The sequence below is a fragment of the Amycolatopsis sp. NPDC059027 genome (assembly GCF_042739735.1).
Taxonomy (GTDB): Bacteria; Actinomycetota; Actinomycetes; order Mycobacteriales; family Pseudonocardiaceae; genus Amycolatopsis.
On record NZ_JBHYIK010000004.1, the window covers coordinates 126,318 to 149,164 of the forward strand.

Sequence of the window (22,847 nt, forward strand, 5' to 3'; positions counted from 1 at the left end):
AAGACACACCCTTACGGGCGTCAGACGCCCGTAAGGTGGCCTTAACGGCACGCGGGATCAGGCCAGGGTCAGGCCGTAGGCCTGCAGTTCCAGGGTCAGCGGGTAGAAGTAGCTGGTCTGGGTGTCGCCGCCGGACAGCGTCCCGAGGCCCTTCTCACCGTCGTAGGCCGGGCCGCCCGAGTCACCGTGGTCGGTGTGCGCGGTGGTGCCGAACTCGTGGTTGAGCACGCCGACGTCGAAGTTCACCGACTGGTCGACCGAGGTGACCTCGCCGGTGCCGCCACCGGTCGTGGAGCCCTGCTTCGAGATCTTCTCGCCGACGGTCGGCGCCGCGGCGCTGGTGATCTTCTGGCCGGTGTTGACCTCACCGGGGCCGGTGCCGTTCGGCCGGGTCAGGTAGCCGGAGTCGGCGCCGGGGCAGTCGCTCTTGACGACCTTGGCACCGCTGACGTCGCCGCCCGCCCAGGTGCCGCCGAGGTTGGTGCAGTGCCCGGCGGTGAGCAGGTACGGGGTGCTGCCCTTCTTGACGTTGAAGCCGAGCGAGCAGCGGCCCTGCTCGTTCTTGATGGCGTCGCCGTCCTTGATGTGCAGTTCGAGCTTGCCGGTCTTGTGCTCGACGCGGACGGCGTCGCCGTGCTTCGCCGCCGCGGCGGTCACAGTGTCCGAAGTGGACTTCGTGGCCGCGGAGTAGATCGTCACGACGACCTGGTTGGTCCTGGTGTCGATGCCCCACGTGGTCTGCGGGACGTTGCGGACGGTGTCCAGCGATTCCTTGACACCGGTCAGCGCGGCGAAGCTGTGCGCGACCTTCTTGGCCGTCAGGCCGGCGGCCTGGACCTTCTGGACCGCGGCGTCGTCGAGGACGTTGACGACGGCCTTGCCGTTGTCGAGGTACATCCCGCCGGACGCGGCGCCGAGGCTGTCCGCGACCTGCGAGGCCTGGGTGATCGCGGCCTCCTGGATCTGGGCGAAGGCGAGCGGGCTCGCGGTCGCCGCGGACGAGCACACACCGGTGGTGAGCGCCGCGGCGGATAGGACGGTGAACACGGCGAGATTCTTCCGGAGAGCCATGAAAAACTTTCCTCCAGTTGTGCCGGGTCGAAGCCTGCGCGGCCGGGGCCGCGCACCATGGGGACACCGCCCACCCTTGTTTCTCGGCAACCAACGCACTACCGACGATCGTTGGTTAATAACCAAGCTATCCGGACAAAAGCGGTCAAAACGCGGCATTCGGCGCACTGATTCTGCCGCCGAACGGCGCCGAGGACGAGCCCTGGCACTGCCCGTGGCCGATACCCGGCCGGGGTGAGCGCCTCGTGCGACTTGTGGGTCACGCGAGCCTGACACGCTGGTCAACGCCGCTGGTCCGGGCGAGGGACCCCACTCTCCCGATCGTGTGCAACACCGCCGCGGACCTTGGCGGGACGGCGCGACCTTTGGTTGCCTCAGCGGGTCGGGATCGTCGTGTCGCAGAACGCCGGAAGGCCAGGTACCCCGCGTGCAGCCGTTCGTACTGCCCGAGTTCTACATGCCCTATCCCGCCAGGCTGAACCCGCATCTGGAGGGTGCGCGCGAGCACAGCAAGGCGTGGGCGTACGGCATGGACATGATCGACGTGCCGCAGCACGGCACGGTGATCTGGGACGAGCACGACCTCGACTCGCACGACTACGCGCTGCTCTGCTCGTACACGCATCCGGACGCGGGCGCCGACGAACTCGACCTGATCACCGACTGGTACGTCTGGGTCTTCTACTTCGACGACCATTTCGTCGAGCTGTACAAACGGACCGGCGACATCGCCGGTGCCCGCGCGTACCTCGACCGGCTCGCCGAATTCATGCCGGTCACCGGGGAAATCACCGCGAAACCGGAGAACCCGGTGGAACGCGGGCTCGCCGATCTGTGGAACCGCACCGTGCCCGCCCGCTCCGAGTGCTGGCGCCGCCGGTTCGTCGAAAGCACCAGGAACCTGCTGGAAGAATCGTTGTGGGAACTGGCCAACATCACCGAGGGCCGGATCGCCAACCCGATCGAGTACATCGAAATGCGCCGCAAGGTCGGTGGGGCGCCGTGGTCGGCGAACCTGGTCGAACATTCGGTGGACGCCGAGGTGCCCGGCGAGATCGCCGCGAGCAGGCCGATGCACGTCCTGCGCGACTGCTTCGCCGACAGCGTCCACCTGCGCAACGACCTCTTCTCCTACCAGCGCGAGGTCACCGACGAGGGTGAGCTGTCCAACGGCGTCCTCGTGCTGGAGAAATTCCTCGGGCTCGGTACGCAGGAGGCCGCCGACGCGGTCAACGACCTGATCACCTCGCGGCTGCACCAGTTCGAGCACACCGCGCTCACCGAGGTGCCCGCGCTGTTCGCGGAACACGGCATCGACCCGGCGGCGCAGGCGGCGACCGCCGCATACGTCAAGGGCCTGCAGGACTGGCAGGCGGGCGGGCACGAATGGCATCTGCGGTCGAGCCGGTACATGAACGAAGGGGCGTTGAAGACGCGTGGCGGCCCCGAACTGCTGAACGGGCCCGCCGGGATCGGCACGTCGGCCGCGCGGATCTTCACGTCGGTGGCCGAGACGGCGCCGCAACGACTGCGCGGCTACCAGCACGTGCCGCATCAGACCGTCGGCGCCCGCCCGCGCCCGTCGTTGCGGATGCCGTTCCCGCTCACGCTGAACCCGCACCTCGACGGAGCGCGGGAGCGGGCGGCCGGGTGGGCCCAGCGCATGGGCCTCCTCGACGACGTCGTCTGGGACCGGCGGAAGCTCGAAGCGGTCGATGCACCCCTGTGTGCCGCCGGAACGCACCCGGACGCGAGCGCCGAGCGGCTCGACGCCACCAGCGGCTGGATGACCTGGGGTACCTACGCCGACGACTACTACCCCCAGGTGTTCGGCCGCGCGGGCGACCTCGCCGCCGCGAAGGCGTGCCACGAGCGGCTCCTCCAGTTCATGCCGACCGATTGCGAGCCCATGCCCGAACCGCTGACGCCGCTGGAACGCGGGCTGGCGGACCTGTGGGAACGCACCGCCAAACCGCTTTCGGTCCGTGCGCGACGGACGTTTCGTCACTCCGTCGAAGACATGCTCGAAAGCTGGCTGTGGGAACTGGGCAACCGGATCCAGCGCCGGGTGCCGGACCCCGTCGACTACATCGAGATGCGGCGGCGGACCTTCGGCGCCGAACTCACCATGCTCCTGTCCCGCCTCGACACGTCCGCGATCCCGCCCGAACTGCTCCGGACCCGGCCGCTCCAGGCGCTCGAACACGCCGCCGCGGACTATCCCGGCCTGCTCAACGACGTCATCTCGTACCAGAAGGAGATCCAGTTCGAAGGCGAGATCAACAACGCCGTGCTGGTGGTCGAAACCTTCCTCGACACGCCGCGGGAGCGCGCGTTCGACGTCGTGACCGACCTGGTCGATGCCCGCCTGCGCGAGTTCGAGCACGCGGCGTCGGTCGAACTGCCCGCACTGGTCGACGCCTACGACCTCGGCACCGAAACTCGCCGTGCCCTCGACGACCACGTCGAGGGCCTGAAGCACTACCTGGCCGGATGTCACCACTGGCACATGACGGTGACCCGCTACGACGAGGCCGAGGCGCGCCGCCCGATCGGCACGCCGGCCCTGCTCGGCGGCCCGACCGGGATCGGGACGACCGCACTGCACCTCGCCGCGCGCTGACCCGCCGGGGCGGAGTGTGGAAGTCCACACTCCGCCGGGCATTCCCCGAGTTCACCGGCGATACTCGACGTCGTGAGCGGCTTCAACCTGCGTTTCCTCGGCCATTCGACGGTCCGGCTCGAACTCGGCGGCCGCGTCGTGCTCACCGATCCCGTGCTGACCTCGCGGATCGGCGCGCTGACCAGGGTGGTGCCGGCGCCGGACCCGCGCCACTGGGCGGACGCGGACCTGGTGCTGATCTCGCATCTGCACGGCGATCACCTGCACCTGCCGTCGCTGCGGCTGATCGGCGCGAGCACCCGGATCGTCGTCCCGCGCGGGGCGGGCGCCTGGCTCGCCAAGCGCGGTTTCCGCGACGTCGAGGAGATCGCCGAGGGCGAGACGATCACCGACGGTGACCTCCGGATCACGGCCACCCGAGCGGTCCACTCGGGACATCGCTGGGGCCCGCGGCTGACCCACGGCCCGCAGAGTTCCGCGCTCGGGCACCTGGTCACCGACGGCGCCACCACGGTGTATTCCGCCGGGGACACCGACCTTTTCGACGAGATGGCGGACCTGGGGCCCGTCGACGTCGCGCTGCTGCCGGTCTGGGGCTGGGGGCCGAACCTCGGACCCGGCCACCTCGACCCGGAACGCGCCGCCGTCGCGGCCGGGCTGCTGCGCGCGAGGATCGCGGTCCCGGTGCACTGGGGCACCCTGGCCGTCCGCGGGCTGAGCCGCACGGCCCGGATGCGCCGGCTGCTGACCGACCCGCCGCGCCGGTTCGCCGAGGCGGTCGCGGCCGCCGGGCATCCTTGCGAGGTGCTGCTCACCGAACCCGGCGAGAACGTCGCCCTCCCCGCCACCACGGATCTGGCGTGAACTGGTCCGACCCGTCGGCGATCGGGTACCCCGCGCTCTTCGGCGGCGTCCTGCTCGGCTCGATCATCCCGGTGGTCCCGACCGGCGCCGTCGTCGGCGCGGCCGCGGCAGTCGCGACCACCACCGACCACCTGTCCCTGCCTGTCGTGATCGTCCTCGCCGTGCTGGGCGCGTACATCGGGGACGTGGTGACGTTCGCCGTGCCGAAGTTCGGCAGCGAGGCCGCGGTCCGCTGGATCGCGCGGCGTCAGCAGGCCGACCGGCTCGCCAAGGCCCGTGAGCAGTTCGCCCGGCGCGGCTGGCAGCTGGTGATCATCGGACGGCTGGTGCCCGCCGGGCGGATCCCGGTCCTGCTCGCCGCGGGCGCGCTGAACTACCCGTGGCGGCGGCTGGCGCCCGCCGCGCTCGGTGCCTGCGTGCTGTGGGCCGTCGCCTACGCCCTGCTGGGCATCCTCAGCGGCGGGATCTTCGACTCGCCGTTGGTCGCCACGCTGCTGGCGACGGTTCTGGTCCTGCTGGTCACCGTGCTGACGAACGTGCTCGGCAGGCTGGTCAAGAAGAAGCGGGAGGCGGCGGTGAAAACCGGACAGGACAAGGAGAAGGGACGCCTGTTGCGCGGCGGCCGGACCGTCGCCCGCGTCCTGGTGATCTGGATCTTCGTCAGCGGCGCGCTGCACCTGCTCGACGTCTGGCTCGACGGGTTCGCGATGCCGCACTGGTGGCAGCGGCTGGTCTGCGCGTTCCTGCTCGGCGTGCTGGCGTCGGTCGTGTGGCCGCTGATCATGCGGATCGCGATGCCCATCGCGTTCTTCACCCTCGGCGTCGGCAGCTTCCTGGTGCTCGGCGCGGGCGCGCTCGCGGTCTTCGAGGCCGTGCCCGGCGTCCGCATCGACGGCTTCGGCACCGCGGTGCTGGTCGTCGTCGCGATGGCGGTGGTCAGCGTGGCGCTGTCGAGTCTGCTGGCGATCGACCAGGACGAGGTCTTCTTCCGCCGCGCCGCCCGGCGGCGGCAACGACACAGCCGTGGCCACGACGCGGAACTTCCGCCGGGTGTGGTGTTCCTGCAGATCGACGGTCTCGGTCACGACATCGCGCGCCGCGCGATCCGCGACGGCGACATGCCGACGCTGGCCGCGTGGCTCAACGAGGGCAGCCACTCACTGACCCGCTGGCACACCGACTGGAGTTCGCAGACCGGCGCGAGCGTCTGCGGGATCCTGCACGGATCCAACCACGACATCCTCGGTTTCCGGTGGTACGAAAAGGATCGCGACCACGTCATGGCGTGCGCGCACCCGAGCGACGCCGCCGAGATCGAGCGGCGGCATTCCGACGGCCGCGGGCTGCTTTCCCACGACGGCGCGAGCCACGGCAACCTGTTCAGCGGCGACGCCGAGCACGTCAGCCTCACGATGAGTTCCGTGCCGGTGCTCGTGCCGAAGAACCTGCGGCACCGCAGGCACCATCGCGTCGGCGACGGGTACTACGCGTATTTCGCGAACCCGGTGAACGCGGTGCGGACGTTCATCATCGCGCTGGTCGACGTCGGCCGGGAGCTGATCGCCTCGACACGCCAACGCCGCGCGGGCGTTCTGCCGCGAGTCCCGCGCGGCGGGCTGTATCCGTTGGCGCGCCCGGGAACGACCGTGATCTCCCGTGACGTCGTGGTGTCCGCGATCCTCGGCGACATGCTCGACGGCCGGTCTGTCGTCTATGCCGATTTCCTCGGCTACGACGAGGTCGCGCACCACTCCGGCATCGAGCGGTTCGACACGCTCGCCGTGCTGCGCTCGATCGACCAGCAGATCGCCCGGCTGCACCGCGCGAGCAAGATCGCGCCCCGGCGGTATCACCTCGTGGTGCTTTCCGATCACGGCCAGACCCAGGGAAACGCCTTCTCCCAGCGGTTCGGCGAAAGCATCCAGGAATACATCGGCAGGCTCTGCGGTGGGACGTCGCCGGTCGCGCCCGGCAAACGACGTCAGGCGGAGAGCTGGCAGATGAACGCCGGGCTCGCCGAGGCGGCCGCGAGCGGCGGCCTGATCGCCCGGCGGCTGCGGGCCAGGGTCGAGGACGCCGAATGCGCGGACGACCGGCCGCGCACCACCAGCGGCGCACCGGGCGAGGTCACCCGCGTCGCGCCCGGGGTGGTCGCGGTGGTGTCCGGGCACCTCGCGATGGTGTCGTTCACCGAGCACGAAGCGCGCGTGGACTTCGAGACCATCGAGCGCGAGTTCCCCGAACTGGTGCCCACGCTCGTCGATCACCCCGGCGTCGGCTTCATGCTGGTCCGCAGCCGGGAATTCGGCCCGGTGGTACTCGGCCGCGACGGCCTGCACCGGCTCGCGACCGGCGTCGTGATCGGCGAGGATCCGCTGCTGCCCTACGGTCCGCACGCGGCGGATCTGATCCGCCGCGTCGACACCTTCCCGCACTGCGCGGACATCATGATCAACAGCCGGTACGACGCGGATTCCGACCAGGCCTCGCCGTTCGAGACGCACGTCGGCTCGCACGGCGGGCTCGGCGGTCCGCAGCAGCACGGGTTCCTCGCGTTCCCGAAGGAGTTCCCGGCGCCCGGCGAGCCGGTGGGTGCCGAGGCGGTACACAGGGTGTTCCGCGACTGGCTGACCTTCCTCGGCCACCCCGAACCGGGTTCGGGCAAGCTGGAGGAGCCCGAAGAGATCCACGCCGAACGTTCGGAGGTCCGTTCTTGACCACGAAGCTCACCGTCTACGGCGCGAGCTGGTGCCCCGACGTCAAGCGCAGCCGGGCGCTGCTCGACGGCACCGGCGTCGAGTACGACTACATCGACGTCGAGGCGGACTCCGCCGCCGAAGCACGCGTGCGGGAACTGCAGGACGGCGCACGGCGGATCCCGACGATCGTCTGGCCGGACGGCACGCATCTGGTCGAGCCGTCGGACGACGAGCTGACCGCGCACCTGAACCGGTGAGCGGACTGCCGGACGTGCCGCTGGGCACCCGCGTCGTCGTCCGCTACCGGATCGAGGACGGGTTCACCGACGCGCTCGGCACGCTGCTGGCCCGCGACGCCGCGACGTGCACGGTGGAGACGAAACGCGGCCCTGTCGTCGTCCCGCTCGACGCCGTCGTCGCGGCCAAGCCGGTGCCGCCACCGCCGGAACGCCGCCGCTGACTCCTTTGTGGACACTCACCAGCCGAGCGGCTTCGGCGCCACCGGTTCACCGCGCCGGTCCCGCAGCACCTGGATTCCCAGCGGCACGAGGACCAGCGCCAGCAGCCCGGTGAAGACGAGGTCGGGCACCACGGCCTCCTTGAGCACACCCATCCAGATGGTGTTGCTCGCCAGGAAGACCAGTGTCCGCCCGGTGCCGAACACGCCGGATCGCCAGAGTCCGATGCCGAGCAGCAGTCCTCCCGCGTACTGGCAGGCGGACGCGGTGACCGGGACTCGCCAGGGACCGTAGGAGATGTCGGCGTAGCCCGCCATGATCGACCGCACGGTGTCGTCGAGGCCGTTCTCCGCGATGAGCCGGAACGCGGTCTGGTCCACTCCTGCGAAATAGGCGCGGGCGAAGAGCCCGAAGACGAGCAGCGTGCCGCCCCACGCGACGAGCTTCGGGCACCGGCGCACGGCGAGGTGGGCGAGCGTGACGAACGCCGGGAACAGCAGGATCGCGCCGAGCACGAACAACGCGTCGCCCGCGGTCACCAACGCCGGGTCACGCACGTAGGAAGCCAGCCGCGCAGGCGCCGCGAACGGCAACTCCGCGAAGGCGTCCAGTTCGGCGTCGGTGAACTGTCCGCCATGCAAACCGAGGTAGCGCAACAGGAATCCGGCGAACCAGATCGGCGGGGCGAGGATCAGCGCTCCGCCGCCGACGAAGCGGCCGGGGAACCAGGAACCGGGCACCGCGCGCGGCGGGGTCTTGAGTCGTTCGAGCATGTCGCCCAGCGTCGTCGTTCGCCGGCACCGCGCACATTGCCCGATCGTCGGGCGCCGCACCCGTCTTTCGTCAACCGGCGATCGCGGCTTCCACGCCGTCGAACAGGATCTGGAGCCCGGCCTCGAACGTCAACCGCGCTTCGCGCTCCAGATACGGCGTGCAGTCGTCCGGGTCGGGTTCCATGCCGCCCAGCTTCGTCACCATGGGGAACCGCTCGGCCAGATCCGGTGCGAGTTCGGTGAGCATTCCGGACCGGGTGTACCACCACTCCTCCTCGGAGACGTCGATCTCCCGCGCCGCGAGCCGGGCTTCCGCCGCGATCTGCGCCGAACCGCGCACGAGGCTGAACACCGAGCCGAGCACCCAGCGGACCCGGTGGGCGGGCAGGCCGGTCGCGAACAGGATGCGAAGCACCGTCTCCTGCAACGCGAACTCCCCCGGCCCGAGCACCGGGCGGGCGTAGGAGATCTGCAGCTGCCACGGATGCCGCAGGTAGAACGTCCACAGGTCCTCGGCGAACGCCGTCGCGGCAGCACGCCAGCCCGCTTCGAGGTCGTACTCGCCCGCCAGCTCGGCCAGCGCGCGGTCGACCATGAGGTCGAGCAGCTCGGCCTTGCTGGGCACATAGGTGTAGAGCGCCATCGCCGTCCGCCCGAGCCGGTCCCCGACCGCGCGCATCGACAGCGCCGCCATCCCGTCCGCGTCCGCGATGGCGATGGCCGCGTCGACGATCTCGTCCACGCTGAGCGCGGGCCTCGGACCGCTTTTGACCTGCGCGGACGCGCCCTCACGCCAGAGCAGGGCCATCGAACGGCGGGCGTCGCCCTGCGCCGCGAAGACAACCACCTTGCAACTCCTTACAGCATAAAGTACCGTGACCCGGCCAACTCCTTACAGCATAAATTATCAGGGGGATTCATGCCGGGGCTCGAGGCTGCCGACAGTCACGACGTCATCGAGGTCCGCGGGGCCAGGGAGAACAACCTGACCGGGGTCTCGCTCGACATCCCGAAGCGCAGGCTGACCGTGTTCACCGGGGTGTCCGGCTCCGGGAAGTCGTCGCTGGTGTTCGGCACGATCGCCGCCGAATCGCAGCGCATGATCAACGAGACCTACACCGCGTTCCTCCAGTCGTTCATGCCGCGCATCGGCCGTCCCGAGGTCGACGCGCTGCGCAATCTGAGCGCGGCGATCGTCGTCGACCAGGAACGGATGGGCGCGAACGCGCGCTCGACGGTCGGCACCGCCACCGACGCGCACACGCTGCTCCGGATCGCGTTCAGCAGGCTCGGCACCCCGTACGCCGGCACCTCGGGCGCGTTCAGCTTCAATCTCGCCGAGGGCATGTGCCCGGCCTGCGAGGGCATCGGGCGAGTGTCCGATTTGGACGTCGGCGAACTGGTGGACGTCGAGCTTTCGTTACAGGAAGGCGCGATCACCGTGCCCGGCTTCACGCCGGACAGCTGGTACGTGCAGATCTATCTCCAGTCCGGGTTCTTCGACCCCGGCACCAAGCTCAAGGACTTCAGCCCCGAGCAGTGGGATGCCTTGCTGTACAAGGAGAACACCAAGGTCAGGGTCGGCACCGCCAACCTCACCTACGAGGGCCTCGCGGTGAAGGTCAAGCGGCTGTACCTGAGCAAGGACAAGGACGCGCTGCAACCCCGGCTCCGGTCGTTCGTCGAGCGGGCCGCGGCGGTGACGACATGCAAGACCTGCCGGGGTGCGCGGCTCAACCAGAAGGCACTGGCGTCGAAGGTGGGCGGGAGGAACATCGCCGAATGCGCGGCCATGCAGATCAGCGATCTGGCCGATTTCCTCCGCGGCCTCGACGAACCGTCGGCCGCGCCGCTGCTCGAGGGCCTGTTGGAGACCCTCGATTCGCTGATCGGGATCGGGCTCGGTTACCTCAGCCTCGACCGGGAATCCGGCACGCTGTCCGGCGGCGAGGCGCAGCGCGTGAAGATGGTGCGCCACCTCGGGTCGAGCCTCACCGACATCACCTACGTCTTCGACGAACCGACCGTCGGGCTGCACCCACACGACATCGAGCGCATGAACAACCTGCTGCTTCGCTTGCGGGACAAGGGAAACACCGTCCTGGTGGTGGAACACAAACCGGAGACGATCGCCATCGCCGACCACGTCGTCGACCTCGGGCCCGGTGCGGGCTCGGCGGGCGGCGAGCTGTGCTACACCGGCGACGTCGCGGGGCTGCGGTCGTCGGACACGCTCACCGGACGCCACCTCGATCACCGGGTGCGGTTGCGGGACGTCTTCCGCGAGCCCACCGGCCGGATCTCCATCACCGGCGCGACGCTGCACAACCTCCAGGACGTCAGCGTCGACATCCCGCTCGGCGTGCTGACCGTCGTCACCGGCGTCGCGGGATCGGGGAAGAGCTCGCTGATCCACGGTTCGCTGGCGAAACGCGAGGGCGTCGTGGTGGTCGACCAGTCGGCGATCCGCGGTTCGCGGCGCAGCAATCCGGCGACCTACACCGGGCTGCTCGACCACATCCGCGCCGCGTTCGCCAGGGCCAACGGCGTCAAACCGGCGTTGTTCAGCGCGAACTCCGAAGGCGCGTGCCCGAAGTGCAAGGGCCTCGGCGTGGTGTACACCGACCTCGCGATGATGGCGGGTGTCACCAGTACCTGCGAGGAATGCGCGGGGAAGCGCTTCACGCCCGCGGTGCTGGAGCACAAGCTGCGCGGCAAGGACATCAGCGAAGTACTCGCCATGTCGGTCACCGAGGCGCGCGAGTTCTTCGGCACCGGTGGCGCCCGCACGGTCCTCGACCGGCTCGGCGACGTCGGACTGGGCTACCTGAGCCTCGGCCAGCCGCTCACGACGTTGTCCGGTGGCGAACGGCAGCGGCTGAAGCTCGCCATCCGGATGGCGGAGAAGGGCTCGACGTACATCCTCGACGAGCCGACCACCGGCCTGCACCTCGCCGACGTCGACCAGTTGCTCGGCCTGCTCGACCGGCTGGTGGACGGCGGGAACACGGTGGTCGTCATCGAGCACCACCAGGCCGTGATGGCGCACGCGGACTGGATCGTCGACCTCGGCCCCGGCGCCGGCCACGACGGCGGCCGCGTCGTGTTCACCGGCACTCCGGCCGAACTGGTGAAGAACGCCGACACCCTGACCGCCCGCCATCTGCGGACCTATCTCGACCGCTGAGCAGCGCGGGATTGTCGTATGCGTACCTGTTGATGTCAATACTCCACGCCAATTGGTAAATCACCAATCATCCACGCAGTACGAAAGTCGGGTCACAGCACGCGAAGCGCTCTCTAGATTCACTCCAGCGCGCGCGAAACCCGGCAAATTTCCCTGTACGGCGAGGAGTTGTCTGATGTCGAGGAAGTTTCTGCTGTCCGGTGCCGCCGCGCTGGCCGTGGTGGCCGCCCCGCTGACCGCGGGCACCGCGCTCGCCGCGCCCGCGGCGGCACCGGCCGTCACCACGGTGTACTACGACACCTCCGCCGCACCCACCTTCCGCGACGTCATCCGGGCGGGCGCGGCGAACTGGAACCGCGCGGTCTCGAACGTGCAGCTGCAGGAGCGGGCCTCGGGCGCGACGCTGCGCTACCAGGAGGGCAACGACCCGCAGGGCTCGTACGCCGAGACCGACGGCCACGGAAGCGGCCGGATCTTCATCGACTACAGCCAAGCACAGCAGTACGACAAGATCCGCATCGCCGCGCACGAGACCGGGCACGCCCTCGGCCTGCCCGACCACTACCAGGGACCGTGCTCGGAGCTGATGTCCGGCGGCGGCCCCGGCCCGTCCTGCCACAACGCGAACCCGAACCAGCAAGAGGCGTCGCGTGTGCAGTCCTTGTGGGCCAACGGTTTCCGGAGCGCGGGCGTCCCGACGCGGATCTACGAGCAGATGCCGGTGCCGAGCCACTAGCGCTCACCCCTTGACCGAAGGGGGCTTTCCTCGCCGCGGCGGGCGGGGAAAGTCCCCTTCGACCTCGTGTTCGACAAGATTGTCGGGGGTGGCGGCTAGCTTGGCGGGGTGCTCACCACCCTGGCTGTCGAGAACTACCGGTCCCTGCGAGATCTCGTGCTGCCGTTGTCCCGGCTGACGCTGGTCACCGGCGCGAACGGCAGCGGGAAATCGAGCCTGTACCGGGCATTGCGGTTGCTCGCCGACGCGTCACGCAACGGCGCCGTCGCCGCGCTCGCCCGTGAAGGCGGGCTGCCCTCCACGCTGTGGGCGGGCCCGGAGACCATCGGCCGCGGTGTCCGCTCGGGCGCGCATCCGGTGCAGGCCACCCGGCGGACGAAACCGGTCGGGCTCCGGCTCGGTTTCGCCGGGACGGAGTTCGGCTACGCGCTCGACCTCGGCCTGCCCGTCCCGGCGGAGACCATGTTCGGCCTCGACCCGGAGTTCAAACGGGAGTGCGTGTGGAGCGGGCCGGTGCTGCGCCCGGCCAAACTGCTGGCCGATCGCGCGGGGCCGATGGTGCGGACGCGCGAGGCCAGGGGGTCCTGGTCCGGAGACATGCACGAGATCCGGCTGACCGACAGCATGCTCAGCGAGTTCGCCGATCCCCGGCGCGCGCCCGAGTTGCTGGTGGTCCGCGAACGGATCCGCTCGTGGCGTTTCTACGACCACTTCCGCACCGATTCCGGGGCACCCGCGCGGATTCCCCGGATCGGTACGCGCACCCCGGTCCTCGGCCACGACGGCGGTGATCTCGCCGCCGCGCTCCAGACGATCCACGAGTCCGGCGGCGGCGACTCGCTGCACACCGCGATCGACCACGCCTTTCCCGGCTCCACCCTGGAGATCGGGAACGTCGACGGCCGGTTCGTCCTGCGTTTCCGGCAACACGGGCTGCTGCGTCCGCTGGACGCCGCGGAACTCTCCGACGGCACGCTGCGATACCTGCTCTGGGTGGCCGCGCTGCTCACGCCCCGGCCGCCGGAGCTGCTGGTGCTCAACGAACCCGAAACGAGCCTGCATCCGGATCTGCTGCCCGCACTCGCCGAACTCATCGCGAAGACGGCGAAGGCGACCCAGCTGATCGTCGTCTCCCATGCGCGGCAGCTGATCCGCGGGCTGGAGTCGGTGTCGGCCGAGCTGGGAATCGAGGTGAACACTCTTGCGCTCGAAAAGGAGTTCGGCCAGACCGTCCTCAGTGGACAGGGGACGCTGGACCGTCCCTCGTGGTACTGGCCCAAACGCTGACCTGGCGTATCGCTCAGGGCTCTCGCAACGCCGGTCCGATCCAGCGGCGGACGAGGCCGCGCAGTTCGTCGTCGGTGGCCGGCGGTGTCGAGGGGTACTGCAGGAAGGACATGAACAGTCGCATGAGGATCTCTGCGAGTCCCTGGAGTTCGGCGTCGGTCGTGACACCGGCGGCCGCCCAGTCGACTTCGGCGTCACGCAGGATCCGGGCGCCCAGCGAGAAGGCCGGAGGCGTGGCGGTCCCGGCAGTGAAGTAATCGGCTTCACCGGCTTGGAGGAGCAGGCCCAAGTAGGGCTCGTCGGGCAGGCTGCGGACGGCGAACACGACGGATTCGACCGCGACCTCGACAGGGCTGTCGAACGAGGCCAGGTGACTCCGCATCCGCTCGGCGAACTCCTCGGCACCCGCGTGGGCGACGGCCCGCAGGATTTCGGGCAGACCGGCGAAGTAGCGGTAGACGGTCTGCCGGGTCACGCCCGCCTCCGCCGCGACGTGGGAGAGGCTGGTCTTGGCCAGCCCGGCACGGTCGATGCACGCTATCGCCGCCTTGACGATCCGGCGGCGTGCCTCGTCCTCGGCGCCGGGAGGGTCGCCCTGCCATCCGTGGTACCCCATGCCGCCCATCGTCTCAGACGAGCCACTTGGTCAACCGATGGCGGACACGGCCGGGCGGGCGAACCGTTTCGCATGCTGCGCGGCCAGCAACAGACCGGCGGCGAAAAAGCAGGCGAGTGCGTAAGGCCCGCTCCCGATCGGGGTGCCGTCGCGGGTGACGCCGTCGTGCGCGCCGAAATAGCCCGGCAGTGTGCCGATCCAGCACACCGCCAACCCGCACAGGTAGATCGCGGGGTAGTACCGGCCGAAGGCGGAGAGCGGCTCGTCCGTTCCGCGACCGGCGGAACGCAGGTGTGCCACGACGATCCACGCCCCGGCCAGCCAGACCAGGGCCAGCTCGACGCCGAGCACCCAGGCCTGCGCGGTCGCGTTGGGGTGGTCGCCACCGAAGAGGCTCGCCGGGATGCCGGCGAGCGCCATGGCCGGTGGGGTGAGGACACCCGCCGCCAGGATGCGCGGTACCAGCGCCCAGCCGCGTCGCGGTCCGCCGTCCCTGGCTCGGCCACCCGTGAAGCGCACGACGAGGTAGGTCATGGCCGCCATCGAGACCGAGGCGAACAACAGCATGCTGGTCATCGGGACCGAGGCCAGCGCGGGGTGGTTGACGATGTGGTTGCCCGGATTCCAGGCCCACCACTTCAGCTGCGGGCCCACCTGGTCGAAGACCTCGTAGAACACCTGGCAGGCAAAGGCGACTACGACGGCTCCGGCCACCGGGCCACGGCGCGCGAAGATCCCGAGCGAGCGGACGAGTTCGTAGGCGAGCTGGCTGATCATCGGGTAGAACGCGACGATGTAGAGCGGCAGCCGGTCTCCCATGAACTGCACGGTGAACTGGTTGTGCGCGAAGATGAATCCGTACAGCCGGTCGAGACCGAACCACTCCGGGAAGTAGAGCGGCGGTTCCGTCACGAACAAATAGACCAGCGAGGTCCACCACAGCGCCAGGTTGACCGGATCGCCCGCCCGGTACCGGCGGACGGCGTGCACGAGCGCGAACACGGCACCGCCGATGATCAGCACTTCGAGCAGCGGCATCGTCCAGTGGGCGAGTCCCCAAGGCGCGCGCACCGAGACCGCCGGGGCGACGTCGTTGCAGTCGAAGCCGAGGCCGCGGGTGACGGCCTCCACTTCGGGCCCACAGCCGGCGCTCATCCCGCCGACGCCGTGATCGTGGCGTCCCGCGTACCGCCCGCCGAGTAGTCGGTGGCCGGTGGCTCGGCTTGCGGGTCGAAACCGAAGGGCACCCGGTGCCGCCCCAGCGCGGCGCGGAACCAGTAGCGCACCAGCCCCGCGATCACCCGCGGGTTCCTGATCATCTCGCCCAGCGACTCGTCCAGGTTGAACACCTTGGCGAAGTGCTCGTCGACGACGTCGTCCTCCCGGGCGGCACCGACGACGAGGCTGAACGCCGGGGCGGACACGGCCGCGAGGAGGCGGCGCTTCCACCCGGACAACCGCTCGGTGCCCTCCGCGCATTCGTAACCCTGATCGCGGGCCATCGCCAAACTCCACGGCACCCCGAGGAGTTTGCGCTGCGCTGTAAGGAATCTCGCGCAGAACCCCGGGTCGAGACTCGTGGCACGGGAGAGGTGCTCGCGCAGCAGCAGAGCCGAACCCGACGCGGAACTGATGCCCTGCGCGTAGAACGGATTGAACGCGCAGATCGAGTCGCCGATGAACGCCAGGCCCCGCGGCGGGTTCGCCCAGCGGTCGTAGCGCCGCCACCTGTTGCCGGTGGAGCGGGTCAGGTGCACCTCCGAGGTGGGCGTGCACCGGTCCATCGCGGAGGCGAACAACGGGGTCCGCACCCGGCGGGCCGACTCGACGAACGCGTCGGTCGTCCGCGGCATTTCCAGGCCCCACGAGCCCATGCAGGCGATGACGCGGTTCCCCTCGATCGGGAAGAAGTTCACCAGGAACTCGTGCTCCGCGGGATGCTCACCCCGGTCCTGGGTCGGCATGAGCACGAGGTGCTGCCACCACCACGACGCCGGTCGCCGCGGCGCCGAAGGCAGCTCGTACCAGCGCGAGGTGTAGGTGACCTTGGCGTCGAGGGTGCGCACCTCGGGTTCCGGCCAGCCCGCCGCCGCCAGCCACTTGGCGACCGGCGAACCCCGGCCCATCGCGTCCACGACGAAGTCGGCGTCCAGGTGCTCGTCACCGTCGGACGTGGTCATCTCGACCCCGGTGACGGCCCCGCCCGTCGTGGCCAGGCCCCGCACGGCGACGCCCTCGCGAATGACCACGTTGGCCAGCTCCCGCACCTTGTCGCGCAGCACCCGCTCGATGAGGATCCGCGAGCTGTAGATCATCGTCATCGCGCTGCGCTTGCGCGCCGACCAGCCCTCCTTGTCGAGGTAGGCGGCGTCCATCGACGGCATCAGGTGCAGTCCGCCCGCCGCGATGAGGTCATCCTCGAAACCGGGGAACAACGCGCCGATCGCCCGGCGGCCCGAGTTCAGCAGGAAGTGCGGATGCTTGCTCTGCGGCACGCCGCGCCGGTGCTCGGCCTCCGCGGGCAGCTCGTCCCGTTCCAGCACGAGCACCTGGTCGAAGTACGGGGACAGCGCCCCGGCAGTACACAGACCAGCGGCACTTCCCCCGAGGACGACAGCGGTGTTGCCGAGCTTCACGCGAACCAACTCCGAACGTCATTCATACAAAGTTGGAGATAATGTATGAATGACGGCGCGAGCATGTCAACAGTCACGGTGCCGTTGCCCGCGTTCGGCCTAGGCCGGGGAATCAGTGCACGCCGCCTCGATCACGGCGGTGTCCCAGTAGAACGGCAACACCTCGATGATCCGGCCGTACTCGACGGTGATCGTCTGCAGGATCGGGAACTCGAGTTCACGCCCGGTCGCCCGCGCCCTGGCACGCACCCGGGTCAGCACGACGAGCGGATTACGACGGCTCAGGAAGGTCTGCTCGACCATGTCGAAGGATTCCCAGGTCTCGCTCATCGCGACGAAGAACCGCTCCATGCCCGCGTGACCGCGCCACTCCCCGCCGTACGGCAGGGAATCCGCCTGGCGCAGCACGACATGCCGCGCGAAGAAGGGAGCAAGCGGCGCAAAGGAGGCCTTGCCGGGCCCGCCCGCGGCGAGATACTCGGCCTCCGCCGCGTACATCCCCTTAAGCACTGCCTCGGCGTCCGTTGTCGATGACGTCGTCATACCGGCCACTGTGGACGATCGCCGCCGGAACTTCCGGCGGAAATCGGCCATGACCGTGAGAGCCAGGCGGAATGGATTGCACACCACACAGGCACCCCGCGACGATGGCGGCCACGAGCAGCCGGCTACGAGCCATTGCCCATGACACGATCGCCCTTCTTGACCCAGGTAGGTACGCGACCGCTGCGAGGCGGGCGGACTTCGCCGGGAGCGTCACACACGCGATCTCCCGCACCCGTCTTCACACGGCTGAAGACATCCTGGCCCCCCGAGCAGAAGGACGATCTCCCCGAAGTCACAGTCACCAACGAGTCGTACTGGACGCCTGGGGTTGCGGTGTCTTGAGCAACGATCCAGCCGTGGTCGCACAGGTTTCCGGAAAGCCTTGATCAACAACCGTTTCCTCGGCCACGTCGCGTTTGCGGTCCTTGATCGACAGCACGGGCATCCGACGGTCACCACATTCGCCGACACGGTCCAGAACCTTGAGGAACCACTCACGCGATCTTGATTCACCCCATCGTGTCGAACATATGTTCTATCGACGCAGTATGATGGTGGTGTGTCCGAGAACCTGTCCACTCTGGAACCGCCGCAGGAGCTGTGGCGGCGATCCGGTCGTGCACTCGCCGACGAGGTGCGTACACGACTGGAATCCTTGTGGCGCCTGGACGCTGAGCTTGGCAAGTTCCTCGCGGAGATCGACTCTCGCGGTGTGTCCGAGCTGTACGGGTATGGGTCGACAGCGGCGTGGTTCGCGCACATGGCGCGAATGTCGCGTGGTGAAGCCAAAAAGTACCTCGACCGAGCCCACGGGTTGAACCCCGGCCGCAATATCGACGGTAGCGAACTCCCCGCCGCCGCGCCAGCAACGCACGCGGCCGCGCTCGACGGTGAGATCGGGCCGCATCACAGCGACCGGATTCTCCAGTTCCTCAAGAAGGTCCCCAGCTTTGTGTCCGAAAAGGATAGAAGCAGCGCCGAGAAAATCCTCGTCGAGCTGGCCCGGCACGCCACACCGCAAGAGGTCGTGAAGGCCGCTGACGAGATCCTGGCCCGCATGGACCAGGACGGGAAGCCCCCGAAGGACCCGGATCCGCCGGAGCGGAAGCCGGAACTGCGGTTGCGGCAACGGAAAGACGGCTGGTTCGACATCGACGGACAGCTCGACCCCATCACCGGAACCCGCCTCAGCACGATTCTCGACCCTCTCGCCACACCACGGCCCGCCGGGGAGGACAAGTGGCCGGACCTGCGGTCACCGTCCCAGCGGTACGGGGAAGCCTTCGGCGAAGCCATCGCCATGCTCGCCAACGTGCCGGATGTGCCCGGCGGCGACCGCGCCCAGCTCCTGGTGACCGTGACGCTGGACGACTTGAAGTCCAAGCTGGGTACGGCGTGCCTGGATATGGTCAGCACCATCACCGCAACCGAGGCCCGTATGCTGGCCTGCGACTGCCAGGTCATCCCCGCAGTCCTCGGCTCCAAGGGCGAACCCCTCGACCTCGGGCGCGCCAAACGACTTGTCACCCCAGCGTTACGCAAAGCGCTGAACATCCGCGACGGCGGCTGTGCCTTCCCCGGCTGTCATCGCAAACCCCGACATTGCGACGCCCACCACGTGGTCGCGTGGATGAACGGCGGACACACCGTCCTCCGCAACCTCGTCCTGCTCTGCGGCGCGCATCACCGGCTGCTACACAAAGCCGACTGGAAGGTCCGCATCGCCGAAGACGGATTGCCGGAGTTCATCCCGCCAGATTACGTGGATCCGTTACGCAGACCCCGAAGAAACATCCTCCACGTACCCACCCCTGGCTGATCAGGCCCTCCGGCGGCGGCCGGATGTGCTGAAAGACGCCGTCGGTGCGATGGCCAGGGGGTGCGACAAGGGCGTCCCTCGGACACTCCCGCCCACGCCCTGCCCCACCGAAGGCCGCGAAGGCCTCCTTCACGGCGTCACCACGGCAAGGCCACGATCTCTAGACTCGGGCGAGTGCCTCGACTGATTCACCTCAACGGGCCTTCCGGGATCGGGAAGTCGACCATCGCGCAGTTGTACGCCGACCGGCATCCCGGGGTGCTCAATCTCGACATCGACCAGGTCGTCAGTCTCATCGGCGGGTGGGAGGACGACTTCTGGAACGCGCTCAAGGCTGGTGCGGCGCTCGCCGTCGCCATGGCCGAGACGCATCTTCGGAGCGGCCACGACGTCGTGATGCCCCAGCTCGCCACCAAACTCGCCGAGGTCGAGGGCTTCGAAGCCGCGGCAAGCAGGACCGGCAGCGAGTATCGCGAAATCGTGCTGTGGAGCGGAAAGCAGCAGGCACTCGATCGGTTCGCGGCGCGGGCGGCGAGCGGTGATCCGGCGAGGCACCGGAGGATCGACGACATCGTCAAGGAAAAGGGCGGGCCGGTGTTGCTCGAACGGATTCACGATCACGTCACCGAGTTTCTGCGTCACCGTCCCGAATGCGTGGTCGTGGACACCGAGGAACACGACGCCGAACAGACCTACGACGCCCTGCTCACCGTCCTCGGCCAATAAGGATTCCGTCACCGAACAAGAGATGATCTACGCTTGCCGTGTGGACTTTCCGGGCGGGTGGGACAGCGCGGCGAGGCTCGTCGACGGTCGTTGGGTCGAGCGGCGGCCGCGTCGGCCGGAGGTGGCGGCACGGCTGCGTACTGAGGCGCGGCTGATGCCGTGGCTGGCGCCTAGGTTGCCGCTCCCCGTGCCCGTGCCGCACGTCCTCTCCGAGGCTCCCTTGGTGGTGCGCCACGAACTCGTGCCCGGGGAACCACTGGAGCGCGCCGACGCCGACGCCGGTCACCGCCTCGGCGTCTTCCTGCGCGCTCTCCACGACGCTCCAAGCGACGAAGCGATCCGCCGCGGGGTCCCGTCCGCCGAGGAGGCAGCCAAAGAACACGCGGCGATGATCGACCGATTCCGCGCCGAGGTCGTTCCGATGCTGCCCGCCGATCACCGACCCGCCGCGGGCGCACTCCTCGACGCAACACGGGAACTGAGCGGCGACACGCTGGTTCACGGCGACCTCGGGCCAGAGCACGTGCTCGCCGGCGAAAACGGTCTCACAGGCATCATCGACTTCGGCGACACGCACATCGGGGACGCAGCCATCGACCTCGCCTGGGCGCTGTACGGCACCCCGCGCGCATTCGCCGATGCAGTGGCGACAACGTACGACGCGACCAGCGGACAACGCGAGCGTGCGCTGCGGTGGCACCAGCTCGGGCCGTGGCACGAGGTCACCCACGGCCTGGACACCGCCGACCCCGACACCGTGCGGGATGGTCTCGACGGTGTCGTCGCCAGGCTGGCCGAGCGCTGAGGGCGGATATTCGTTTGCCCGGTTGATCATCACCGGCCTACAGTGCCGCGCATGAGTGCTGTCAACGCTATCTGCTTCGTGAGGATTCGTCGCGCCTAGCGGCGGGCTGACCTCACCACGCGCCAGCTCCGCCGCGCAGCGGTCCGTGACCGGTGCGGCATCCGACGCCGCCCGGTTCTCCACCGAACCCTCGCGGAGCACTCACTCATGCCTTCCCCCTATCCGGGCGGAGCCCACGAACTCGGCCAGAACTTCCTCATAGATCGCGCTGTGATCACCGAGATCGGCAGGCTCGTCGCCCGCACCACCGGCCCGATCGTCGAAATCGGACCCGGCGGTGGCGCGGTCACGCTGTCGATCAGCCGCATTGGCCGGGAAATCACCGCGGTCGAAGTCGACCCGCGGCTCGCGCGACGCCTGAACCAGCGCACCCCCGCGCACGTCGAAGTCGTCAACGAAGACGTCCTCAAGTACCGCTTCCCCCGCGCACCACACGTGATCGTGGGCAATCTGCCCTTCCATCTCACCACCGGCATCCTCAAGCGGATTCTCACCACGGACCACTGGCACACCGCGATCCTGCTGGTGCAGTGGGAAGTCGCGCGGCGACGTGCCGGGATCGGCGGCGCGAGCATGCTGACGGCGAGCTGGTGGCCGTGGTACGAGTTCTCGGTGCACAGCCGGGTGCCGGCGCGAGCGTTCCGGCCGATGCCCTCGGTCGACGGCGGACTGCTCACCATGACGCGCCGGGGCGAGCCACTGGTGGCCGAACGTGCGGGCTATCAGCGATTCGTCAGCGAGGTCTTCACCGGCAGGGGACACGGAATCCGGGAAATACTCCGGAAAAACGGCCAGATCGGGCCGCGGAACCTGAACAGGTGGCTTGCCGTGAGCCAGGTGTCGCCGCGCGCGTTGCCGAAGGATCTCGACGCCGCCCAGTGGGCGGCGCTCTGGCGGCTCACGTCCTGACGATGTCGCGTTCGTAGCCGGTCGTGCTTTCCCGGATTTCCAAGGAGAACGGGGTTTGCACGTCCTGCGGCGAGGCCGCGGCCTCGCCGGAGATCCGCCGGTGGATCAGCTCCACGGCGGCTTCGGCGAGCGCGGCCTTGTCGGGGGCGATGGTGGTCAGCGAGGGCAGGCTGAACGAGCTTTCCTCGTTGTTGTCGAAGCCGACGATGGCGATGTCCTCGGGCACCCGCAGGCCCTGTTCGGCGGCGGCCCGCAGCGCGCCGACGGCGAGCAGGTCGTTGAAACAGAACACAGCATCGGGCGGTGAAGGCAGCGCCAGCAGCTGTTTCATCGCCGACGCGCCGTGAGTGCGGTGGTACTTCTCGACCGGTGCGACCAAAAAGTCCTCATAGGACAGTCCGGCTTCGGACAACGCCGCGCGGTAACCCGCCAGGCGCTGCTCACTGGTACCGCGCTGCGGGTTGGCACCGATGGCGGCGATCCGGCGGCGGCCGAGCCCGACGAGATGCCGCACGGCGGTGCGCGCGGCCAGCACATTGTCGATCGCGACGTGGTCGATGGCCACCTCGACGGCGTGTTCGCCCAGCAGGACCATCGGGATGCCGCCCACCGAGTCCGGGAAGTCCGACGCCTCCAGTGCCTCCGGGTGCACCAGCGCCCCGTCGACGAGGTGCGGGCCGAGCGAGGACAGCGTCGCGCGCTCGCGGTCGCGGGTGCCCTGGGTCTGTTCGATCAGGACACTCCAGCCGCGCCGCTGCGCCGCCGTGATCACCAGGCCCGCCAGCTCGCCGAAGTACGGGATGGCCAGTTCGGGCACCATCAGCGCGAGGAAACCGGTCCGGCCGCGCCGCAGATTTCTGGCGCCGAGGTTGGGCCGGTAGCCGGTCGCGGCGAGCGCCTCCTCCACCCGGCGCCGGTTCTCCGGCTTCACGAACGCGTAGCCGTTCACCACGTTCGACACCGTCTTCACCGACACCCCCGCGAGCGTGGCGACATCCTTGAGCGTGACGGCCACGGCGACCCCTCTCGAAC

The 22,847-nt window shown here is 69.1% G+C and carries 20 protein-coding genes and 1 pseudogene; 13 read left to right on the top strand and 8 right to left on the bottom strand.

Annotation, left to right across the window (positions count from 1 at the left end; genetic code table 11):
- Positions 1-57: 57 nt before the first annotated feature.
- On the bottom strand, positions 58-1,071 hold the full coding sequence (locus ACFWY9_RS04245; RefSeq protein WP_378338115.1) for a S1 family peptidase: 1,014 nt from the start codon (positions 1,069-1,071) through the stop codon (positions 58-60).
- 427 nt (positions 1,072-1,498) lie between these two features.
- Here ACFWY9_RS04245 and ACFWY9_RS04250 point away from each other — a divergent pair, with 427 nt between their 5' ends.
- From ACFWY9_RS04250 to ACFWY9_RS04275, 6 genes and pseudogenes are all read left to right on the top strand, one after another.
- Positions 1,499-3,694 (top strand): germacradienol/geosmin synthase, encoded by a 2,196-nt coding sequence (locus ACFWY9_RS04250; RefSeq protein WP_378338116.1) that lies wholly within the window; start codon positions 1,499-1,501, stop codon positions 3,692-3,694.
- A gap of 72 nt (positions 3,695-3,766) precedes the next feature.
- Positions 3,767-4,558: an MBL fold metallo-hydrolase gene (locus tag ACFWY9_RS04255; RefSeq protein ID WP_378331021.1), complete on the top strand. Its 792-nt coding sequence runs from the start codon at positions 3,767-3,769 to the stop codon at positions 4,556-4,558.
- 71 nt (positions 4,559-4,629) lie between these two features.
- Positions 4,630-4,998, top strand: a pseudogene (locus ACFWY9_RS04260) (DedA family protein); the annotation flags it as partial.
- Between the two features lie 135 nt (positions 4,999-5,133).
- Positions 5,134-7,275 (top strand): phage holin family protein, encoded by a 2,142-nt coding sequence (locus ACFWY9_RS04265; RefSeq protein ID WP_378338168.1) that lies wholly within the window; start codon positions 5,134-5,136, stop codon positions 7,273-7,275.
- Positions 7,272-7,514: a glutaredoxin family protein gene (locus ACFWY9_RS04270; protein WP_378331020.1), complete on the top strand. Its 243-nt coding sequence runs from the start codon at positions 7,272-7,274 to the stop codon at positions 7,512-7,514. The genes ACFWY9_RS04265 and ACFWY9_RS04270 overlap by 4 nt, the downstream gene beginning before the upstream one ends.
- The gene (locus ACFWY9_RS04275) at positions 7,511-7,717 is read left to right on the top strand and encodes a ferrous iron transport protein A (protein WP_378331019.1); all 207 of its coding nucleotides are present in this window, start codon (positions 7,511-7,513) and stop codon (positions 7,715-7,717) included. The genes ACFWY9_RS04270 and ACFWY9_RS04275 overlap by 4 nt, the downstream gene beginning before the upstream one ends.
- A gap of 15 nt (positions 7,718-7,732) precedes the next feature.
- Here ACFWY9_RS04275 and ACFWY9_RS04280 read toward each other — a convergent pair whose 3' ends face one another.
- Positions 7,733-8,488 (bottom strand): hypothetical protein, encoded by a 756-nt coding sequence (locus ACFWY9_RS04280; RefSeq protein WP_378338117.1) that lies wholly within the window; start codon positions 8,486-8,488, stop codon positions 7,733-7,735.
- 70 nt (positions 8,489-8,558) lie between these two features.
- The gene (locus ACFWY9_RS04285) at positions 8,559-9,335 is read right to left on the bottom strand and encodes a TetR/AcrR family transcriptional regulator (RefSeq protein WP_378338118.1); all 777 of its coding nucleotides are present in this window, start codon (positions 9,333-9,335) and stop codon (positions 8,559-8,561) included.
- A 72-nt stretch (positions 9,336-9,407) separates the two neighbouring features.
- Between ACFWY9_RS04285 and ACFWY9_RS04290 the strand changes: the two genes are divergently transcribed.
- The 3 genes from ACFWY9_RS04290 to ACFWY9_RS04300 all read left to right on the top strand — a co-directional run bounded on the left by ACFWY9_RS04290 (position 9,408) and on the right by ACFWY9_RS04300 (position 13,698).
- Positions 9,408-11,675, top strand: coding sequence for an ATP-binding cassette domain-containing protein (locus ACFWY9_RS04290; RefSeq protein ID WP_378338119.1), 2,268 nt, complete (start codon positions 9,408-9,410; stop codon positions 11,673-11,675).
- Between the two features lie 175 nt (positions 11,676-11,850).
- Positions 11,851-12,411, top strand: coding sequence for a snapalysin family zinc-dependent metalloprotease (locus tag ACFWY9_RS04295; protein WP_378331015.1), 561 nt, complete (start codon positions 11,851-11,853; stop codon positions 12,409-12,411).
- Positions 12,412-12,519: 108 nt separating this feature from the next.
- Positions 12,520-13,698: an AAA family ATPase gene (locus tag ACFWY9_RS04300; protein WP_378338120.1), complete on the top strand. Its 1,179-nt coding sequence runs from the start codon at positions 12,520-12,522 to the stop codon at positions 13,696-13,698.
- 13 nt (positions 13,699-13,711) lie between these two features.
- Here ACFWY9_RS04300 and ACFWY9_RS04305 read toward each other — a convergent pair whose 3' ends face one another.
- The 4 genes from ACFWY9_RS04305 to ACFWY9_RS04320 all read right to left on the bottom strand — a co-directional run bounded on the left by ACFWY9_RS04305 (position 13,712) and on the right by ACFWY9_RS04320 (position 17,493).
- Entirely contained in the window at positions 13,712-14,314 is a 603-nt protein-coding gene (locus ACFWY9_RS04305; RefSeq protein WP_378338121.1) for a TetR/AcrR family transcriptional regulator, read from the bottom strand.
- A 30-nt stretch (positions 14,315-14,344) separates the two neighbouring features.
- A complete protein-coding gene (locus ACFWY9_RS04310; protein WP_378338122.1) occupies positions 14,345-15,469 on the bottom strand; it encodes a hypothetical protein in 1,125 nt (374 codons plus the stop codon).
- Positions 15,466-16,950, bottom strand: coding sequence for an FAD-dependent oxidoreductase (locus ACFWY9_RS04315; RefSeq protein WP_378331011.1), 1,485 nt, complete (start codon positions 16,948-16,950; stop codon positions 15,466-15,468). The genes ACFWY9_RS04310 and ACFWY9_RS04315 overlap by 4 nt, the downstream gene beginning before the upstream one ends.
- Positions 16,951-17,049: 99 nt before the next feature.
- A complete protein-coding gene (locus tag ACFWY9_RS04320; protein WP_378331010.1) occupies positions 17,050-17,493 on the bottom strand; it encodes a nuclear transport factor 2 family protein in 444 nt (147 codons plus the stop codon).
- A gap of 562 nt (positions 17,494-18,055) precedes the next feature.
- Here ACFWY9_RS04320 and ACFWY9_RS04325 point away from each other — a divergent pair.
- The 4 genes from ACFWY9_RS04325 (at position 18,056) to erm (ending at position 21,815) form a co-directional block, all read left to right on the top strand.
- Entirely contained in the window at positions 18,056-19,315 is a 1,260-nt protein-coding gene (locus ACFWY9_RS04325) for a DUF222 domain-containing protein (RefSeq protein WP_378338123.1), read from the top strand.
- A 174-nt stretch (positions 19,316-19,489) separates the two neighbouring features.
- Positions 19,490-20,041, top strand: a complete 552-nt coding sequence (locus tag ACFWY9_RS04330) for an AAA family ATPase (protein ID WP_378338124.1) — start codon at positions 19,490-19,492, stop codon at positions 20,039-20,041.
- A 40-nt stretch (positions 20,042-20,081) separates the two neighbouring features.
- A complete protein-coding gene (locus tag ACFWY9_RS04335) occupies positions 20,082-20,846 on the top strand; it encodes a phosphotransferase family protein (RefSeq protein ID WP_378338125.1) in 765 nt (254 codons plus the stop codon).
- Between the two features lie 207 nt (positions 20,847-21,053).
- Entirely contained in the window at positions 21,054-21,815 is a 762-nt protein-coding gene (gene erm / locus ACFWY9_RS04340; RefSeq protein ID WP_378338126.1) for a 23S ribosomal RNA methyltransferase Erm, read from the top strand.
- Here the strand turns inward: erm and ACFWY9_RS04345 are convergent.
- On the bottom strand, positions 21,805-22,830 hold the full coding sequence (locus tag ACFWY9_RS04345; RefSeq protein WP_378331005.1) for a LacI family DNA-binding transcriptional regulator: 1,026 nt from the start codon (positions 22,828-22,830) through the stop codon (positions 21,805-21,807). The genes erm and ACFWY9_RS04345 overlap by 11 nt on opposite strands.
- Positions 22,831-22,847 lie beyond the last annotated feature (17 nt).

Bases quoted from the DNA above. Each gene is read 5' to 3' on its own strand.
- ACFWY9_RS04245 (WP_378338115.1), bottom strand. From the start codon at position 1,071: ATGGCTCTCCGGAAGAATCTCGCCGTGTTCACCGTCCTATCCGCCGCG.
- ACFWY9_RS04280 (WP_378338117.1), bottom strand. From the start codon at position 8,488: ATGCTCGAACGACTCAAGACCCCGCCGCGCGCGGTGCCCGGTTCCTGG.
- ACFWY9_RS04290 (WP_378338119.1), top strand. From the start codon at position 9,408: ATGCCGGGGCTCGAGGCTGCCGACAGTCACGACGTCATCGAGGTCCGC.
- ACFWY9_RS04295 (WP_378331015.1), top strand. From the start codon at position 11,851: ATGTCGAGGAAGTTTCTGCTGTCCGGTGCCGCCGCGCTGGCCGTGGTG.
- ACFWY9_RS04305 (WP_378338121.1), bottom strand. From the start codon at position 14,314: ATGGGGTACCACGGATGGCAGGGCGACCCTCCCGGCGCCGAGGACGAG.
- ACFWY9_RS04310 (WP_378338122.1), bottom strand. From the start codon at position 15,469: ATGAGCGCCGGCTGTGGGCCCGAAGTGGAGGCCGTCACCCGCGGCCTC.
- ACFWY9_RS04320 (WP_378331010.1), bottom strand. From the start codon at position 17,493: ATGACGACGTCATCGACAACGGACGCCGAGGCAGTGCTTAAGGGGATG.
- erm (WP_378338126.1), top strand. From the start codon at position 21,054: ATGCCTTCCCCCTATCCGGGCGGAGCCCACGAACTCGGCCAGAACTTC.